Here is an 18,148-nt window from a genome sequence, read left to right as displayed (position 1 = left end):
TTGGGCTTTCTTATGCATACGCATAGGAAAGCTCTTTTTTGATGAATAAATAGCAAAAGGCAATGGATTTCTCCTTGAAACTTTATACATAAGTAATGTACAATTATGACTGTCAACATGTTAAGGAGTGATTGACTTGGGAAAAACTAATGTATCCTTGCGAGGAAAGAACGTCCTGGGCCTGGAGGATTTCAGCCCGGAAGAGATTCGTCTCGTACTTGAGACCGCGAAGGAAATGAAGAACATCATCCATCGTGATATCAAGAAGGTACCGACACTGCGCGGAAAATCCATTGTCACGCTGTTTTACGAGCCGAGCACGCGCACGCGCACGTCGTTCGAGCTTGCTGGTAAATACCTCGGTGCCGATGTCGTAAATATCACGGCCGGCACGAGTTCCATCGTCAAGGGCGAGAGCCTGCGCGATACGCTCTACACGGTCGAGGCCATGGGGGTCGACGCCATCGTCATGCGCCACAAGGCTGAGGGTGCTGCTGAGTACGCCTCCCGCATCGTAAGCCCGGTCATCTTGAATGCCGGTGACGGTGCCCATGCGCATCCGTCGCAGGGCCTGTTGAACCTCTTTACGATTCAGGAGCACAAGGGCCATCTCGAAGGCCTCAAGGTCGCCATCATCGGTGACGTGCTGCACAGCCGCGTTGCGCGCTCGGATATCTACGGCATGCGCAAGATGGGCATGGAAGTCCATATCGCCGGCCCGAAGACGCTGATTCCGCGTTTCCTCTATCAGGAGCCGGGCGTCGTCGTCCACGAGCGCATCGAAGATGCCATCGCTAACGCCGATGTCATCGAGGTCCTGCGCATCCAGCTCGAGCGCATGAAGGGCGGCCTGTTCCCGACGACGCGCGAGTACGCCCGCATCTTTGGCCTTAACGACATGCGCCTGAAGCTTGCCAAAGATGATGTACTCATCCTGCATCCGGGCCCGATGAACAAGGGCTGGGAAATCTCTCCGTTCACTGCCTACGGCGATAACTCCGCCATTCAGGAACAGGTCCAGAATGGTGTCGCAGTCCGCATGGCACTCTTTACCTTGGTATTGACGGGAGGAAAACAGGAATGAAACTTTTGTTAAAAGGCGGCCGTGTCATCAATCCGGCCGAGAAATTCGATAAAATCGCCGATGTGCTCGTCGAGGATGGCAAGATCAAGGAAATCGGCGAAAACCTTGCCGCCGATGGGGCAGAGGTCTACGATGCCACGGGCAAAGTCGTGACGCCGGGCCTTATCGACCTGCACGTCCACTTCCGCGAGCCGGGCCAGGAGGCCAAGGAGGACTTCGAGTCGGGTGCTAACGCCGCCGCAGCTGGCGGTTTCACAACGGTCTGCACGATGCCGAATACGAAGCCGGCTGTCGATGATGCCGCAATGGTCCGCAGCCTCGAAAAGCGCGCCGAAGACGTCGCCAAAGTCCATGTGAAGATCATCGGTGCCGTAACGAAAGGGCAGCAGGGCAAGGAACTGGCTGAGCTCGGCGATATGATTGAAGCCGGTGCCGTTGCTTTCTCCGACGATGGCCATTACGACCAGAAAGCCAAAGTCCTCTTGAATGCGTTTGATTACCTGCACACGTTTGACAAGGTCATCGTCAACCATGACGAAGAGACGTCGCTCGTCGAAGACGGCGTCATGAACGAAGGCCATCGCAGTGCGATGCTCGGCCTCAAGGGCCGCCCGACGGTCGCTGAGGATATCGCCGTAGCCCGCGACATCATGCTCGCTGAGTACGCAGGCTCCCGCGTCCACGTCGCCCATATCAGCTCGGCCCGCGCCGTTGATATCGTGCGCCAGGCCAAGAAACGCGGCGTACGCGTAACTTGTGAAGTCACGCCGCAGCATCTGACGATGACTGACGAATGCGTCAACCTGTTTGACACGTCGACGAAAATCAATCCGCCGCTGCGCGCACAGAAAGATTGTGACGCTCTGCTTGAGGGCCTGAAAGACGGTACGATTGATGCTATCGTCACCGACCACTCCCCGCATGCACAGGAGGACAAGGACCGCGAGTACATCTACGCACCGAGCGGTTTCCCAGGTCTTGAGACGTCACTTGGCATCATGCTGACCGACCTTTACCATGCCGATAAACTCGACCTGCCGACCATCATCGCCAAGATGACCTCTGAACCGGCTAAAGTGTTCGGCATGGACGCGGGTACGCTTACGGTTGGCAAGAGCGCCGACATCACGGTCATCGACCCGGAACTTTCCTGGACGGTTGACGAAAAGAAATTCTACACGAAGGGCAGCCACAGTCCGTTTATTGGCCGCGAGCTTAAAGGCAAGGCCGTACTTACCATCGTCGATGGCAAGATTGTCATGCAGGATGGAAAAGTACGCTAAGAAGGCAGTCCTTGAAACTATATGAGGTGATTTCATGAAAGGTAAATTGATCCTGGAGGACGGTACCGTTTTCCACGGCAAACTTTTGAATAATATCAAGGCAACCGGCGAGGTTGTATTCAATACAGGCATGACGGGCTATCAGGAAAGCCTGACGGACCCGTCGTACTGCCGTCAGATTCTGACGCTCACGTATCCGATGGTTGGCAACTACGGTATCGCGGACCTTTTCATGCAGTCGCGCAAATCCTTTGTCAACGGCTTTATCATTGGCGAGCTCTGCGAAGTCGGCAGCAACTGGCACTACGAGACGAGCCTCGCGGACTTTTTGACGAAACAGGGCGTACCGTGTCTTTATGATGTCGATACGCGCGCCGTAACGCGCAAAATCCGCTCGGCCGGCACCATGAAGGGCATTATCGTCCCCGAAGACGCTGCCAAGACTGAAATCGATGAACTCTTTGCCGTGCCCATCAAGAAGGATGTCGTTATGGAAGTCACGACGCCCGAAACCTATACGATGGAGGCAGAGTCCGCGGATGCACCGCACGTTGTCGCCATGGACTTTGGCGTCAAGCAGAATATCTTAAAATCCTTGCATGACCTTGGCTGCAAGCTCACGGTCGTGCCGGCGCATACGACGGCAGAAGAAGTCCTGGCCTTAAGCCCAGATGGCATCTTCCTCTCGAACGGTCCTGGCGACCCGGCCGACGTTCCCGAAATCGTCGAAGAAATCAAGAAACTTATCGGCAAGAAGCCAATCTTTGGCATCTGCCTTGGCCATCAGCTGCTCGCGCGCTCGTTCGGCGCTAAGACCTACAAGCTCAAGTTCGGCCATCGCGGCTGCAACCAGCCGGTCAAGAACCTGTTGACGGGCCGCGTGCAGATTTCCTCGCAGAACCACGGCTATGCCGTTGACGAGGAGTCGCTAAAGGACCTGCCGCTTGAAGTCACGCATATCAATGTCAACGATGGCACGGTCGAAGGCATGCGCCACAAAGACCTGCCGATTTTCTCGGTACAGTACCACCCGGAGGCATCGCCGGGACCGGATGACAATATGTATCTTTTCGATCAGTTCTGGACGATGCTCAAGGGGGAATAAACTGTGCCAAAGAAAGAAAATCTCAAAAAAGTCATGGTCGTCGGCTCGGGCCCAATCATCATTGGTCAGGCCGCAGAGTTTGACTATGCAGGCTCGCAGGCCTGCCGCTCGCTCAAAGAAGAAGGCCTTGAAGTCGTACTCGTAAACTCGAACCCGGCAACTATCATGACGGATTCACATATCGCCGACCGCGTCTACATCGAGCCGCTGACGCCGGAATTTCTCGAGGAAATCATCTCGAAGGAACGTCCGGATGGCTTGCTCGCCACGCTTGGCGGCCAGGCTGGCCTGAACCTTGCGGTGCAGCTCGCTGAGCGCGGGGTGCTCGAAAAATACGGGGTAGAGCTTTTAGGTACGCCGCTTGAGGCGATCGAAAAGGCAGAAGACCGCGAAATGTTCAAAGAGACGATGCAGAAACTCGGCGAGCCTATCCCGGAATCGACCATCGTCGAAGATGTGCCGTCGGCTGTGGAATTTGCCAATGAAATCGGCTATCCGGTCATCGTGCGCCCGGCTTATACGATGGGCGGCACGGGCGGCGGTATCGCGGAGAACGAAGAAGAGCTCATCGATATCGTCATCAAGGGCCTCAACTACTCGATGATTGGCCAGGTCCTCATCGAGCGCAGCGTAGCCGGCTGGAAGGAAATCGAGTACGAAGTCATGCGCGACGGCAATGACAACTGCATCACCGTCTGCAATATGGAAAACTTCGACCCGGTAGGCGTCCATACGGGCGACTCGATTGTCGTCGCACCGTCGCAGACGCTGACGGACCACGAGTACCAGATGCTCCGCAGTGCCTCGCTGCGCATTATCCGCGAGCTCGGCATCGAGGGCGGCTGCAACGCGCAGTATGCTCTCGACCCGAACAGCAACAAATATTATGTCATCGAGGTAAACCCGCGTGTCAGCCGTTCGTCAGCACTGGCATCGAAAGCTACGGGTTATCCGATTGCCAAGGTTTCGGCCAAGATTGCCATCGGCTACACGCTCGATGAAATCACGAATGCCGTCACGCAGAAGACGAAAGCCTGCTTTGAGCCGGCGCTTGACTACTGCGTCGTCAAATTCCCGCGCTGGCCGTTTGACAAGTTCGTCTACGCGGACCGCACGCTCGGCACGCAGATGAAGGCAACGGGCGAGGTCATGAGCATCGACCGCCACTTCGAAGGCGCCATTTTAAAGGCCGTTCGTTCGCTTGAAATCGGCGTACACCGCCTGCACATGGACAAGATGGATGCCTGGGATGACGACCGCGTCAAGAAGAACCTTGCGCGCATCAACGACGAGCGCATCTTTGTCATCGCCGAGGCCCTGCGCCGCGGTATCGCAACAGTCGATGAAATCCATGCGATTACGAAAATCGACAAATGGTTCATCCATAAAATCAAGAACATCACGGACGTCGAGACGACGCTTACAAGCGAGCCGCTGACGCCGAAGCACATGCTGGCTGCCAAGAACGTCGGCCTTGCCGATGTTTCGATTGCTGAAATCACGGGCAAATCGGTCGACGAAATCCGCACGACGCGCAAGAGCATGGGTATCCTGCCGTCCTACAAGATGGTTGATACCTGCGCCGCTGAGTTCGAGGCTGCTACCCCGTACTACTACTCGACGTTCCGCGCCGAGCAGGATGAGGTCCAGACCTCCAATGCCCGCAAGGTCATCGTTCTCGGCTCGGGCCCAATCCGTATCGGTCAGGGTGTCGAGTTCGACTACTGCTCGGTTCACTCGGTCTGGGCACTGCGTGAGATGGGCATCGAAGCCATCATCATCAACAACAACCCGGAGACGGTATCGACGGACTTTGATATTTCCGACCGCCTGTACTTCGAGCCGCTGACGACCGAAGATGTACTAAACATCATCGACAAGGAAAAACCGGAGGGCGTCATCGTCCAGTTCGGCGGCCAGACGGCCATCAACCTTGCCGCATCACTCCAAAAAGCTGGCGTCAAGGTATTCGGCACATCGGTTGACGATATCGACCGCGCCGAGGACCGCGAGCGCTTTGACGAAGTCCTCACGCAGACGCAGATTCCGCGTCCGCAGGGCATCAGCGTCACGAACCTCGAAGATGCCATCACGGGTGCCGCTAACATCGGCTATCCGGTCATGGTCCGCCCGTCGTATGTATTAGGCGGCCGCGCCATGGAAATCGTCTACAATGAAGACGAGCTGCGCGACTACATGAGCCGTGCCGTAAAAGTCACGCCGGACCATCCGGTTCTCGTCGACCGCTACATGCAGGGCACCGAGGTCGAGGTTGACGGTATCTCCGATGGTGTCGACGTCGTCATCCCGGGCATCATGGAACACGTCGAGCGCGCTGGCGTCCACTCGGGCGACTCGATTGCGGTCTATCCGCCGCAGACGCTGCCGTCGAAGGTCATCTACACGATTATCGACTACACGAAACGCCTGGCCGTTGCGCTGCACGTCAAAGGCCTGCTGAACATCCAGTTCGTCGTCGCTGACGGCGAGGTCTACATCATCGAGGTCAACCCGCGCTCCTCGCGTACGGTGCCGTTCCTCTCGAAGGTCACGGATGTCAAGATGGTAAACCTTGCGACGCGCATCGCCATGGGCAGCACGCTCAAGGAACTCGGCTATAAATCGGGTCTTGTACCGCCGAAACCGTATGTCGCCGTCAAGGCGCCGGTCTTCTCGTTTGCTAAGATGACCGATGTCGATATCGCCCTCGGACCTGAGATGAAATCGACGGGTGAGGTCATGGGTATCGATTACCACTATGCCCGCGCGCTCTACAAGGCCATCATCGGTTCGGGTACGAACGTACCGACCAAAGGCTGCGTGCTCTTTACGGTGGCCGATAAGGATAAAGAAGAGATGAAACAGCTCGCCAAGGCTTTCTCGGAACTCGACTTCCAGATTGCCGCTACCGAAGGTACAGCCAAGACCATCCAGTCAATGGGCATCGATGTTGAGATTGTCGGCAAAGTTCACGAGCGCAGCAGCGATATTATCGAACGCATCAAGAGCGGCAAGATTAACATGGTCATCAATACGCTGACCCAGGGCAAGCACTCCTTGAAGGATGGGTTCAAGATCCGCCGCGCGACGGTCGAGCACGATATTGCCTGCCTGACCTCGCTCGATACGGCCTGGGAAGTCCTGCGCGTGCTCTCGTTCATGCGTGAGCGCCGCCTCGTTTACAGCCTGGCTATCCAGGATTATGTCGGTGGTGGTGATGGCCTTGCCTAAAAAGAAAGTAGCCATCGACGCCAAAGTCATCAGCCAGCAGGCGCTTTACGACCACGTATTTAAACTGGTCGTAGAGGCCCCTGAAGTAGCCGAGCGGGCCGAGGCCGGCCAGTTCGTGCAACTGCGCATCTTAAATGGCAGCTGCCTGCTGCGCCGCCCGGTCGGCATTGCCGCCGCGGATAAGGATAAAGGCACGGTTGCCTTTATTTACCGCGTCGTCGGCAAGGGAACTACGGCTTTGTCCCAGCTGAAAGCTGGCGATACCATAAATGTCTTAGGCCCGCTCGGCCACGGCTTTGATATCAAAGCCAAGAAACCGCTGATTGTCGGCGGCGGCATGGGGCTCTCGCCGGTGCTGTTTTATGCCGCAGCCATGGAGGGCAAAGCCGATGTGCTGATGGGCGGCAAGACTGCTGGCGAACTGTTCTGGCAGGATTTATTTACCGGCAAGGTGCAGGACATCTTCTGCACGACCGATGATGGCAGCCTCGGAACGAAAGGCTTTACGACAACGCTTTTGCCCGAGCTTTTGGCAAAGAAAGACTACGACTTGGTCGTAGCCTGCGGCCCCGAAATCATGATGAAAGGCATCGCAAAAATCGCCAAAGAACATGGCGTACGCTGTCAGGTGTCGCTCGAAAAGCGCATGGGCTGCGGCCTTGGCGCCTGCCTGTCGTGCTCGATTGATACGACCGATGGCCAGCGCAAGAAAGTCTGCAAGGACGGCCCGGTATTTGAGGCAGGGGAGGTGTTCGCATGAGTCACGTCTTACAGGAAAAAGACCAGCGCCTGCATACGAATATCGCCGGCATATCGATGAATACCCCGGTTCTTACAGCCTCGGGCACCTTCGGTTTTGGCGAGGAGTTTGCCGACTTTGTCGACCTCTCGCGCCTCGGCGGCGTCATGGTCAAAGGTACAACGCTAAAGCCGCGCCGCGGCAACGATGGCGTGCGCATCACCGAGTCGCCGATGGGCATGATGAACTGCATCGGCCTTGAAAATCCCGGTGTCGATGTTTTCCTCAAAGAAACACTGCCGCGCATTGAGCAGTATGGCATGAACACCATCGTCAATATTTCGGGCGGAACTGTCGAAGAGTACGGCATCCTGGCCGAAATGCTTGATGTTCCTGGCGTAGCCGCCATCGAGCTCAACGTCTCGTGCCCAAATGTCAAAGAGGGCGGCATCGTCTTCGGCACGGACCCTAAAGCGGCGGCCGCTGTCGTGCGTGAAGCCAAGAAACATACAAAAAAACCGGTCATCCTGAAGCTGTCGCCAAATGTCACGGATATCGTGACGATGGCCAAAGCCTGCGAAGATGCCGGTGCTGATATCTTATCGCTTATCAATACGCTTATGGGCATGGAAATCAACATCCATACCCAGCGGCCGACGCTTGGCAACATTACGGGTGGCCTGTCGGGCCCCTGCATAAAGCCTGTCGCCGTGCGCATGGTCTGGCAGGTTGCTCAAGCCGTAAATGTACCAATCATCGGCATGGGCGGCATTTCAAGCTTTGAAGACGCCATTGAGTTCTTCCTCGCAGGTGCCAGCGCCGTGGCTGTCGGAACGGCTAACTTTGCCGACCCGAATGTCACGATGAAGATTTGCGATGGAATTGATAACTACCTTGCCGAGCATAAGCTGGATAGTATCGAGCAGCTTGTCGGCAAAGTACAGATTGACTGATATGAACCAAGAGAACCCGAAAGGAGCACGTTATGGCAGATGAACGTCTGATTGCAGCGCTTGACTTCCATACGCTGGAAGATGTCAAAGAGCTCGTCAATACGCTCGGTGACAGCGTATCTTACTATAAAGTCGGCATGGAGCTTTTCTACAGTGTCGGCAGTGAGGTCGTAACCTGGCTGCGCGGAGAGGGCAAGGAGGTTTTCCTCGACCTCAAGCTCCACGATATACCAAACACCGTAGCCAGCGGCCTTTGCTCGCTGATGGACCTCGGGGCATCCATCCTCAATGTTCATGCGAGCGGCGGCTATACGATGATGAAAACCGCAGCTGACCGGCTACATGAAGAGGCCGCTAAGCGCGGCATTGCCTGCCCCAAACTGATTGCTGTAACCGTGCTCACGAGCATCAATCAGGAAGATTGGGAAGGGCTTGGCCATGAGCTGCAGATCAAGAGCGCCGTCGTACGCTATGCAAAACTTGCGAAAAAAGCTGGTCTTGATGGCGTTGTGGCCTCGCCGCAGGAGGCCGCCCTTATCCGCGAGGCCTGCGGCCCCGATTTCCTGATCGTGACGCCTGGCGTACGGCCAGCCGGTGCCAGCGCCGACGACCAGAGCCGCATCGCCACGCCGGCCAAAGCCCTTGAAGCAGGTGCCAGCCATCTCGTCATCGGCCGCCCGATTCGCGCCGCTAAAGACCCCAAGGCCGCAGCCGAGGCCATCCTCAAAGAAATGGAGAGTGTAAGATAAATGACAGAAGCAGAAGTTAAAGAATTACTCGTTGAAAGCAACGCCATCATGGATGGCCATTTCCTGCTGACCTCGGGCCTGCATAGCCCGCATTATGTGGAGAAATTCAATGTACTCCAGAAACCGGAATGCACCGAAAAACTCTGCAAGGCCATGGCTGAAAAATTCAAGGATGCCAACATCGAGACTGTTGTCGGCCCGATGACCGGCGGCATCCTGCTCGCCCATGAGACGGGCAAGGCCCTTGGCACGCGTGCCATCTTCACCGAGCGCGTCGATGGCAAGATGACCTTCCGCCGCGGCTTCTCCCTGCATGAAGGCGAACGCTGCCTGATTGTTGAGGACATCGTAACGACTGGCGGCTCCATCAAGGAAGTCATCGAAGTCGTCAAAGCCCACGGCGGCATCCCGGTAGCCGTCAGCATGCTCGTCGACCGCAGCGGCGGCAAAGCCAACTTCGGCGACGTCCCCTGCGAAGCACTCCTTCACATGAACGTCGAAACCTATAAACCAGAAGAATGCCCGCTCTGCAAACAGGGAATCCCGATGACTAAACGCGGGAGCACGGGCAAGAAATAACTATCTAAAAAACGAGCGAAACGCTATCTAGTATAAAACGCCCCCATAAGTTAGACTAAAAATCTAGCTTATGGGGGCGTTTTATAAACAAATCATACCTATTCGCCTAAAACAGCTATAGGAAAAGCCCCTCGGTAGCTACTCCGAGGGGCTTTGCTCATTGCTCGATATTTATTACCTTTAGCTATGCTTATTATATCATATCTTGATAATTTAGCAAGGATAATATAAAATAAAGCATGCTGCGGATCATATCCCTTACCGTAGTGAAGGGAGGTGAGCTCGTTGTTCGAAGATATTTATTACCTTTTTTTGTCGGTCGTAGCAGGTGTAATCAGCTACTACATCTGCAAGTGGCTGGATCGGCAGTGACGCAGCAACAGCACAATTGCTCTGAATAGCTACCGGAGCCAGGGCTCGGCCGTATGGTCGGGCCTTTTTACTTACGGATTAAACGATAACATATTTTATTTTGTTATTATCCCTTAGCCAAGTATGCTATAATCAAAGCAGAAGACGTTCGAAATATTATGGTTGTGTTTTTATTCATGGAGGAATAAATCATGCGTGTTTTGAATGATTCCGTGATAAGTCTTACGGGTAGTTTGGCAAAAGCTTTATCGGCGAAGGGGAATACACAAAAGACCGGCCGAGGCGAAACTTCCGATTCTGCCGAGATATCGGAGGCTGCACGGGCGCTGCAGGAAAAGGCACAGGCAAAAGCAACGAAAGAGCCCGAAGAAACGATGGACTGGCTCGACGTCATCGACCGTGGCAATGGCAAGTTTACCGCGCGGTTTCGCAGTACCGCCGAAATCAGCCGCGTTGTAAAGCTCGGCTACATGATGGTTAATGGCCAGAAAGTCACGCTGGATAAACAGCAGCAAAAGGAACTCATGGCGGCGGGCAAGCAGATGGAAAAAGACCGCCAGAACGTCATGAACCAGTTCATGATGGAGCAGCAGCTATCTAGTGCGCGGCAATCTGCCGATGGCTGGAAGAAAGCTGCCCAGCAGCAGTCCCGCGTGACGCAGACAGCCATACGGCTCATGCATGGACGCCATGTCTCGCCAGCGGATGAAAAGGAACTGGCTGAATTTTCGTCTGAGCTTTATGCCATGGCTAAATCTGCCGGGGCGCTGGAAAGAATCCGGGAGGACCGCGAAAGCCGTGAGCGCGACCGCAAGATTTCCGAGGACAACGCCCGCCAGCGGGCCGAGGAGCAGGAGCCTAAGGATTACTCGACCAAACCGCTCAGCGATTATCCGACGTATGAAACGCAGGTCGCTATCGATATGAGCGGTGATGTACCGCAGATTGGTGCCGCCGGCGAAGTAACGATTCCTCCGGCAGGCAATTCATAAACGATGAATGGATGAACCGTCTCTTAGGACAGGGGCGGTTCTTTTTTACGAACGAAAGGAGCTGGCATGACAATAGATTCTGAATGGGATAATATCCTTGGCATACGAACGACGGGCAGGGATGACAGCATCGCCGATCTGGTGCGCTTTCCCTATGAGCCGACCGATTATTGTGTCCTCGAGCGGCTCGCAAACAGCGGCTATTTTACGAAGCGCAACACTTTGCTCGACTACGGCTGCGGCAAGGGCCGCGTGGATTTTTTTCTCGCATATCAGACCAAATGCCGGGCCATTGGCATTGAGTACAACGAGCGCCTTTTTGCGCGTGCCAAACAGAATAAACAGCAGGCCGTCGCGGGCGGCCGTGTTGCCTTTACGCTTATTGATGCAGCCGACTATACGGTGCCAGCAGAAGTGGACCGCGTGTTTTTCTTCAATCCGTTTTCGGTGGAAATCCTGCGCCTGGTCATGGAGCATTTAGCAGCATCTTATGAGCAAACGCCGCGCGAAATCCTGCTGTTTTTCTACTACCCTTCGGCCTATTACTGCGATTATCTTGCGGCCGAGGAACGGCTTATACCAGTTGAGACCATCCCCTGTGGCGATTTATTCAAAGAATCCGATGGCCGCGAAGAAGTGCTGGTTTATAAGTTTCTTGTGTAACCTGAAGGATTTGGCGCAGTTTTGCCGAAAGATTCTCGAAGGAGCAAAATAAGTCAAAATAATGGAGGAGAGCAAATGAACGAAAACATTGTAAAGCGCAACGAGCTGCTGGCCCAGACCGTAATCAAGGGGCTGGCGTCACGCAACATGGAAGGTTTTTATGCCGCGAGCAAGGAAGAGGCACTGAAACTTGCGCTGGAGCTTATTCCCGAGGGCAGTACTGTCACGATGGGCGGCGGCATGAGCGTGCATGAAATCGGTCTGCCTGCGGCGCTGGAGTCCGGCAACTACAACTTTATCGACCGCGATAAGTTCGAGGACCGGCGGCAGGCGATGCTGCTGGCCTATGATGCCGATGTATTCCTGACCAGCACGAACGCAATGACCAATGACGGCGTGCTCGTCAACATCGACGGCAATGCCAATCGCGTATCGGCCATCGCCCAGGGACCGAAGAAGGTTCTTTTCATCGTCGGCCTCAACAAGGTCTGCGGCGACCTCGACGGCGCTATGAAGCGCGCCCGCAACGTGGCGGCTCCCATCAATGCCCAGCGTTTCGGCCTGAGCACGCCGTGTGCCAAGACCGGCGCCTGCTTTGACTGCAAGAGCCCGGACACTATCTGCTGCCAGTTCCTCATTACGCGCTATTCGCTGCACAAGGGCCGCATTCAGGTAATCCTTGTCAATGATGACTTAGGGTTCTGATAACAGCACAAAGCAAATGCAACTTAGAGCACTCGCTGACAGGGAAAAGCGAGTGCTTTTCCTATGATTTCATGGTATAATAAATTTTTGTAAACTCCTGTAAAGGTTGGTGAAAACTATGAAGGATGAAACGATTGAAAAGGTCAATGCGGAAATTGCCGACTGGCAATACCTAAAAGAACTGCCGGAGAAGTGGCATGACTTTCGGCTCGACCGCAACACCAAGATTTCCAAGGACAGTTATGACCTCTATCGTTATGTGAATGAAGAACTTCATAAGAGTGCAACCATTTATTTTCATGAAGAAACCCATGAGTATAAAGTGCGCTTAAAAATCGGCCTTATCGAGTTTTGCCGGATTGAATTTATCACAGCCAACATCGAAGTATTTGAAAAGCTACTAAAAAACCAATTCGAGCAAGTGCTCATGGATATGGTGGAATTTAATCCGAAGAGTCTTAGCTCGATTGTCTTGGATAAAAAAATCACGACATGGGAGACCGGCAACAAGCTGCCAGAAACCGTCGAGGGATTTCATCTGTTTATTTCGCCTGCTCAGCCGGTGAAGATAAACAATGGTTCTTATATTGTCATCGACTATGTCGATTTTTCGTTGGAGAGCAGTTTTACGGTTTATTACAACATTTATCGCGACGAATTTTTCGCAGAAGCTCGTATTTGGAATATTCCGGACGTTAATTACGATTTTGATTCCAATGAGTTATCAGAACTTGAGGCGAAGATGCATCAACACTTTATCCCGCGGCTTATCGATATTCGTACCCGGGCAGAAAAGGAAGCGGCTGCTAGAGCCGCTACAGAGTCAAAACAAGCGGAGGATGAACAGCCAGTATGATTATTATTGATAAAGCAATCCTGCATATTTTGGATTTCAATTCCGGCATGACCGTTTATTCTGATGAGGAGCTCACGGTGCAGGACAGCATCGAAACCTTCCTTTATAAGCACATCGAAAAATCCTGGGGCAGCCAGGACGCGAAACCAGGCACTTTTTACGATGACAGTGCGTTTCAGGAAAAACTAAATGCCTATCTTGCCGGCGAAATGAGCTTTGTGCCGTTTTCCAAAGAGATTACCAAAACACTTGAAGAAGCATTTACCCATGCGGAGGAAATGGCTTCTGCCGATGTGATTGTCGCCGATGTCCGCATTGACGACCGGCGTCAAATCGTTGTGTTCAAGTCCAATAGTCATATTGGCTATACCCATCAGGTCAATCAGACGGAAAACGGCATCAAGAATGAAATCATCAACCACTATTCGATTATGCCAAACCTCACGCAGAAGATGGAGGAGTTCGCCTTTATCGATGTGGAGAGCAAGGCGATTTCCGTCTGTGCCAAGAAATATACGATTGATGGCAACAGTATTCAGGTATTCCCGGAGATTCTTTTGGAATGCAGTCTGACACCATCGCCGAAGGAAGCCATCAAGAACCTCAGCAAGACAGCGGCCAAAGTCGCCGAGGCCTATGGCCAGGATAAAGTTGCCACCGAAGCAGCCGTCAAAAGCTATGTAGCCGAAAACATGCAGGAAACCGATGAACTCGACCTCGTCGAGGCCGGCAAGGAAATCTTTAAGGACAATCCTTCGATGCAATCGGATTTCGATACGGCCATCAAAGACGCCGGCTTCACTGAGCCTGTCAAGATGGACCAGGAGGCAACGCTCAAAAAGATGTGCAAGCACAAGCTCAAGACCGATACGGGCATCGAGCTTACGATTCCGACCGATTACTTTGACAACACCGAATTTGTCGAGTTCAACAACAATGACGACGGCACGCTGTCGATTACGCTCAAGCACATCTCCAATATCGTCAATCGTGGATAAGGAGCTTTTATGCAGGTAAATGGGGATTTAGCAAATATCAAGACCTATGTGCTCGAAAAACTCAAGGCACTCTATGCACTCACCGTACCCATCGGCCAGCTCTCGACGAAAGAATTAAATGCTGCCATGCTCGAAATCACGGATATTCTCGACCGTGAAGTGGCCGTATATATCAATCGTCAGGGCAAAATCCTACAGGTATCGCTGGGGGATACGGGTACCGTCGATTTGCCGGAATTTCAGCGCCAGGTGCGCGGCGATAAGCGGCTCTCCGGGATTCGCTGCGTTCACACGCATCCGAGCGGCGACGTGCGATTAAGCGATCCGGATCTTTCTTCCCTGCGCCGTCTTCGCTTCGACTGCATGGCAGCCATCGGGCGCCATCATAAAGAAGGCATCATTGGCACCATGGGATTTTTTACTGGCGATATGACCGAAGATGGCACCGAGGAACTTCAGACCTATGGCCCCGTAAAAGAAAAAACGCTTGACCAAATCAACCTCAGTATGCTCGTTACGGTTATCAATAAAAAACTGGGCGCGCAGAATCTCAAGAACACCGACGACGACATCGAGCGGGCAATCCTTGCCGGTGTCGAACGTCCGGGCAAACAGCTATGGTCCATCGAAGAATCAATGGCCGAGCTTGCGCGGCTTGCCGATACAGCCGGTGCCAAGATTGTCGGTCAGTTCACCCAACGCAAAGAAAAGCCCGATGCGGCCTTCTTCCTCGGCAAGGGCAAAGTTTCTGAGATTGCCATGGAGATTCAAAACAATGATGCGAATCTTTTGATCCTAGACGATGAACTTACGCCGTCACAGCAGCATAACTTAGAGCAGACACTCGGCATCAAAGTCATTGACCGCACCGCGCTGATTCTCGATATTTTCGCTCAGCGCGCCCGCTCCAAGGAAGGCAAACTGCAAGTTGAACTCGCCCAGCTCAAGTACAATCTGCCACGTCTGGGCGGGCAGGGACTCGTACTCTCGCGTCTCGGCGGCGGCATTGGCACGCGCGGCCCCGGTGAGACGAAACTCGAAGTCGACCGCCGCCGCATCTATACAAAGATTCACGACATCGAAAAGCAGATCGAGGGGCTAAAGAAAAGCCGCAGCCTGCACCGCGTGCGCCGCAAGGAATCAAGGATTCCGCTCGTCGCGCTCGTCGGCTATACCAATGCGGGCAAATCGACGTTGTTGAATAAATTAACCGGCTCAGAGGTCTTTGCCGAAGACAAGCTGTTCGCCACGCTTGACCCGACTACGCGCCATCTCGTCTTGCCCGAGAAGCAGGAAATCCTGCTTACCGATACCGTCGGTTTTATTCAAAAGCTGCCGCATACGCTCGTAACTGCATTCCGGGCCACCCTTGAGGAAGTCCAGGAAGCCGATATGCTGCTGCATGTGGTAGACTGCAGCAACGAAAACTTTGAGCAGCAGATTGCGGCCGTAATCGAGGTGTTAAAAGAACTCGACGCGGAGACAAAGCCGACGCTTTATGTGTTCAATAAATCCGACCGCATCGATAACGACAACCTTCGCCAGCAAATGCTTCATGACCGCGAGGGAATCTGTATCTCCGCGCGAACGGGGGAAAACCTCGAGGCCCTGCAGCAAAAAATCGAAAGCTTTTTCCAGGAAAGCCAGATAAAACTCACGCTGCTGATTCCCTATGATAAGGGAAACCTCATCACGGCCCTTCATGCTTTAAATGCTGTCCGTTCTACCGAATACATGGAGCAGGGGACTCTCTTGGAAGTCAGTCTGCCTGTATCTGAAAAAGATAAATATTTACCATATAGTAAGGAGTAATTGTAGTGTCCTTTTCCAAAAAAATTCTCGACTTAAAAAAAGAAGTTCTCAAAGAAACGCAGCCACTTTTCCAGCATGTCGAGGAAGTCGCTGAAGCAAACACCTTGAAAATCCTCGATGCGATGCGTGAATGCAAAGTATCGGATGCACACTTTAACACGACCTCGGGCTATGCTTACGATGACATCGGCCGCGGCAAACTCGAAGAACTCTATGCGAAAATCTTTGGCGCGGAACGCGCTTTGGTGCGCACGCAGTTCGTCTCGGGCACCCATGCTCTCGCGACGGTTCTCTTCGGCATCCTGCGTCCGGGCGATGAGCTCGTCTCGCTGACGGGCAAGCCGTACGATACGATGCAGACCGTCATCGGGTATGACAATCCGAGCCCGGGCTCGCTCAAGGAATTTGGCGTGCTCTATAACGAACTGCCGATGATTGACGGCAAAGTCGATATGGATGGCATTAAAAACGTCATCACCGACAAGACCAAGATGGTCGAGATTCAGCGTTCACGCGGTTACAGCATGCGCAATCCGCTCTCGATTGATGACATCCGCGCCATCACGGCCGAAGTCCATCGCATCAAGCCGGACTGCATCTGCTTTGTCGATAACTGCTACGGCGAGTTCGTTGACACGCTCGAGCCGACGCAGGTCGGGGCTGACATCATGGCCGGTTCGCTGATCAAGAACCCGGGCGGCGGCATCGCTCCGACGGGCGGCTACATCGTCGGCAAGGACAAGCTCGTAGAGCTCGCATCGTATCGCCTGACGGCACCGGGCATGGGCGATGAACTCGGCGCGAGCCTCGCCAACAACCGCCTGCTGTTCCAGGGACTCTTCCTCGCGCCACATGTCGTTTCGCAGGCCATCAAGGGGGCACTCTTTGCCGCTGGCATGTTTGCCAAACTCGGCTACAAGACGCTGCCACTGCCAACCGATGTTCGCGGCGACATCATCCAGGCCATCGAGCTTGGCTCCGCTGAAAAACTTATCGCTTTCTGCGGCGGCATTCAGAAATATTCGCCGGTTGATTCGTACGCAGCTCCCGAGCCGTGGGATATGCCAGGCTATGCCGACCAGATCATCATGGCAGCTGGCACGTTTGTCCAGGGTGCTTCGATTGAATTCAGCGCCGATGGCCCGATGCGCGCACCGTACAACGTCTACCTCCAGGGTGGCCTGACCTTTGAACACGCCGTTATTGGCGTAATGGGCGCCGCTCAGGCAGTGCTTGACGTTGACAAATAAACAACGATTGCTTCAACAAAAAAATGACCAGTCAAAATCGGAAGTGATTTGACTGGTCATTTTTGACATTTGACTTTTGACAATAGGTTGACAGGTCAACTTACATCTGACGGTATACGCCGATGACTTTGCCGAGCACGTTGACGTCTTTTTCGTAGAACGGTTTCATCGTATCATTCTCTGGCTGCAGGCGGAAGCAGTCTTTTTCGCGATAGATGCGTTTTACCGTAGCACCTTCCTTGTCGACAAGGGCGACGACGATATCGCCGTCGTTGGCGGAATCCTGCTGGCGGACCATGACGAAATCGCCATCGTAGATGCCAGCATTAATCATGCTTTCGCCCGATACCTTGAGCATGAAAGTCTTATCCGACGTGCCGAGAAGGTTCTGCGGGAACGAATAGACATCCTGCACGTTATCTTCTGCGAAAATCGGCATGCCAGCCGTAACAGTACCAACGAGCGGAACAGCAACGTTCTTTCCCCATGGTTTCTCATCTAAGATATCAATAGCACGCGGCTTGGTCGGGTCGCGCTTAATCATGCCGTTTTCCTCTAAGCGGGAGAGGTAACCATGAACGGTCGAGCTGGACTTAAGGCCTACGGCCTTGCCGATTTCACGCACCGAAGGTGGGTAGCCCTTTTCAAGCAGGAACGATTTGATGTATTGGAAGATTTCTTTCTGGCGCTCACTGGAAGTCTGCGTTTTGCGCATGATTTTCTGCCTCCTCATAACGAATAATATATCCTTTGTTCTATTGTAGCACATATATGTTC

General features: G+C 53.7%; 16 protein-coding genes. 15 read left to right on the top strand and 1 reads right to left on the bottom strand.

Features of this window, described 5'->3' with window-relative positions; translation table 11 throughout:
- Nucleotides 1-136 precede the first annotated feature (136 nt).
- The 15 genes from FZ040_RS01880 (at nt 137) to FZ040_RS01810 (ending at nt 17,371) form a co-directional block, all read left to right on the top strand.
- A complete protein-coding gene (locus FZ040_RS01880) occupies nt 137-1,084 on the top strand; it encodes an aspartate carbamoyltransferase catalytic subunit (RefSeq protein ID WP_149170436.1) in 948 nt (315 codons plus the stop codon).
- Nucleotides 1,081-2,367: a dihydroorotase gene (locus tag FZ040_RS01875; RefSeq protein WP_149170435.1), complete on the top strand. Its 1,287-nt coding sequence runs from the start codon at nt 1,081-1,083 to the stop codon at nt 2,365-2,367. Before FZ040_RS01880 ends, FZ040_RS01875 begins: the two co-directional genes overlap by 4 nt.
- A gap of 34 nt (nt 2,368-2,401) precedes the next feature.
- Complete coding sequence (gene carA / locus FZ040_RS01870) at nt 2,402-3,472, top strand: glutamine-hydrolyzing carbamoyl-phosphate synthase small subunit (protein WP_149170434.1); 1,071 nt, start codon at nt 2,402-2,404, stop codon at nt 3,470-3,472.
- A 3-nt stretch (nt 3,473-3,475) separates the two neighbouring features.
- Nucleotides 3,476-6,703, top strand: a complete 3,228-nt coding sequence (carB, locus tag FZ040_RS01865) for a carbamoyl-phosphate synthase large subunit (RefSeq protein WP_149170433.1) — start codon at nt 3,476-3,478, stop codon at nt 6,701-6,703.
- Nucleotides 6,690-7,463 (top strand): dihydroorotate dehydrogenase electron transfer subunit, encoded by a 774-nt coding sequence (locus FZ040_RS01860; RefSeq protein WP_149170757.1) that lies wholly within the window; start codon nt 6,690-6,692, stop codon nt 7,461-7,463. The genes carB and FZ040_RS01860 overlap by 14 nt, the downstream gene beginning before the upstream one ends.
- Complete coding sequence (locus FZ040_RS01855) at nt 7,460-8,395, top strand: dihydroorotate dehydrogenase (RefSeq protein WP_149170432.1); 936 nt, start codon at nt 7,460-7,462, stop codon at nt 8,393-8,395. The genes FZ040_RS01860 and FZ040_RS01855 overlap by 4 nt, the downstream gene beginning before the upstream one ends.
- Nucleotides 8,396-8,427: 32 nt before the next feature.
- The gene (pyrF, locus tag FZ040_RS01850) at nt 8,428-9,144 is read left to right on the top strand and encodes an orotidine-5'-phosphate decarboxylase (protein WP_149170431.1); all 717 of its coding nucleotides are present in this window, start codon (nt 8,428-8,430) and stop codon (nt 9,142-9,144) included.
- The gene (gene pyrE, locus FZ040_RS01845) at nt 9,145-9,723 is read left to right on the top strand and encodes an orotate phosphoribosyltransferase (protein WP_149170430.1); all 579 of its coding nucleotides are present in this window, start codon (nt 9,145-9,147) and stop codon (nt 9,721-9,723) included.
- 563 nt (nt 9,724-10,286) lie between these two features.
- On the top strand, nt 10,287-11,087 hold the full coding sequence (locus FZ040_RS01840) for a hypothetical protein (RefSeq protein WP_149170429.1): 801 nt from the start codon (nt 10,287-10,289) through the stop codon (nt 11,085-11,087).
- A 66-nt stretch (nt 11,088-11,153) separates the two neighbouring features.
- Entirely contained in the window at nt 11,154-11,750 is a 597-nt protein-coding gene (locus FZ040_RS01835; protein WP_149170428.1) for an SAM-dependent methyltransferase, read from the top strand.
- A 75-nt stretch (nt 11,751-11,825) separates the two neighbouring features.
- Nucleotides 11,826-12,455 carry a lactate utilization protein gene (locus FZ040_RS01830; RefSeq protein ID WP_149170427.1) on the top strand — a complete coding sequence of 210 codons (630 nt, stop codon included), beginning with the start codon at nt 11,826-11,828 and terminating at the stop codon, nt 12,453-12,455.
- A 118-nt stretch (nt 12,456-12,573) separates the two neighbouring features.
- Nucleotides 12,574-13,311 (top strand): hypothetical protein, encoded by a 738-nt coding sequence (locus FZ040_RS01825; RefSeq protein ID WP_149170426.1) that lies wholly within the window; start codon nt 12,574-12,576, stop codon nt 13,309-13,311.
- Nucleotides 13,308-14,309 (top strand): nucleoid-associated protein, encoded by a 1,002-nt coding sequence (locus FZ040_RS01820; RefSeq protein ID WP_149170425.1) that lies wholly within the window; start codon nt 13,308-13,310, stop codon nt 14,307-14,309. The genes FZ040_RS01825 and FZ040_RS01820 overlap by 4 nt, the downstream gene beginning before the upstream one ends.
- Before the next feature lie 9 nt (nt 14,310-14,318).
- Nucleotides 14,319-16,121, top strand: coding sequence for a GTPase HflX (gene hflX, locus FZ040_RS01815; RefSeq protein ID WP_149170424.1), 1,803 nt, complete (start codon nt 14,319-14,321; stop codon nt 16,119-16,121).
- 5 nt (nt 16,122-16,126) lie between these two features.
- Nucleotides 16,127-17,371, top strand: a complete 1,245-nt coding sequence (locus FZ040_RS01810) for a methionine gamma-lyase family protein (protein ID WP_149170423.1) — start codon at nt 16,127-16,129, stop codon at nt 17,369-17,371.
- 100 nt (nt 17,372-17,471) lie between these two features.
- Here FZ040_RS01810 and lexA read toward each other — a convergent pair whose 3' ends face one another.
- On the bottom strand, nt 17,472-18,086 hold the full coding sequence (gene lexA, locus FZ040_RS01805) for a transcriptional repressor LexA (protein WP_149170422.1): 615 nt from the start codon (nt 18,084-18,086) through the stop codon (nt 17,472-17,474).
- Nucleotides 18,087-18,148 lie beyond the last annotated feature (62 nt).

Source organism: Pseudoselenomonas ruminis (assembly GCF_008271295.1).
GTDB lineage: Bacteria > Bacillota > Negativicutes > Selenomonadales > Selenomonadaceae > Selenomonas_A > Selenomonas_A ruminis.
The sequence above is the reverse complement of the archived record's forward strand: the minus strand, read 5'-3'. Positions and strand labels throughout refer to the sequence as shown.

What these genes read in the sequence shown, in the direction of transcription:
- FZ040_RS01825 (WP_149170426.1), top strand. Translation starts at nt 12,574, where the DNA reads ATGAAGGATGAAACGATTGAAAAGGTCAATGCGGAAATTGCCGACTGG.
- FZ040_RS01860 (WP_149170757.1), top strand. Translation starts at nt 6,690, where the DNA reads ATGGCCTTGCCTAAAAAGAAAGTAGCCATCGACGCCAAAGTCATCAGC.
- FZ040_RS01835 (WP_149170428.1), top strand. Translation starts at nt 11,154, where the DNA reads ATGACAATAGATTCTGAATGGGATAATATCCTTGGCATACGAACGACG.
- FZ040_RS01820 (WP_149170425.1), top strand. Translation starts at nt 13,308, where the DNA reads ATGATTATTATTGATAAAGCAATCCTGCATATTTTGGATTTCAATTCC.
- FZ040_RS01875 (WP_149170435.1), top strand. Translation starts at nt 1,081, where the DNA reads ATGAAACTTTTGTTAAAAGGCGGCCGTGTCATCAATCCGGCCGAGAAA.
- FZ040_RS01830 (WP_149170427.1), top strand. Translation starts at nt 11,826, where the DNA reads ATGAACGAAAACATTGTAAAGCGCAACGAGCTGCTGGCCCAGACCGTA.
- FZ040_RS01855 (WP_149170432.1), top strand. Translation starts at nt 7,460, where the DNA reads ATGAGTCACGTCTTACAGGAAAAAGACCAGCGCCTGCATACGAATATC.
- pyrF (WP_149170431.1), top strand. Translation starts at nt 8,428, where the DNA reads ATGGCAGATGAACGTCTGATTGCAGCGCTTGACTTCCATACGCTGGAA.
- pyrE (WP_149170430.1), top strand. Translation starts at nt 9,145, where the DNA reads ATGACAGAAGCAGAAGTTAAAGAATTACTCGTTGAAAGCAACGCCATC.
- FZ040_RS01840 (WP_149170429.1), top strand. Translation starts at nt 10,287, where the DNA reads ATGCGTGTTTTGAATGATTCCGTGATAAGTCTTACGGGTAGTTTGGCA.
- lexA (WP_149170422.1), bottom strand. Translation starts at nt 18,086, where the DNA reads ATGCGCAAAACGCAGACTTCCAGTGAGCGCCAGAAAGAAATCTTCCAA.
- hflX (WP_149170424.1), top strand. Translation starts at nt 14,319, where the DNA reads ATGCAGGTAAATGGGGATTTAGCAAATATCAAGACCTATGTGCTCGAA.
- carA (WP_149170434.1), top strand. Translation starts at nt 2,402, where the DNA reads ATGAAAGGTAAATTGATCCTGGAGGACGGTACCGTTTTCCACGGCAAA.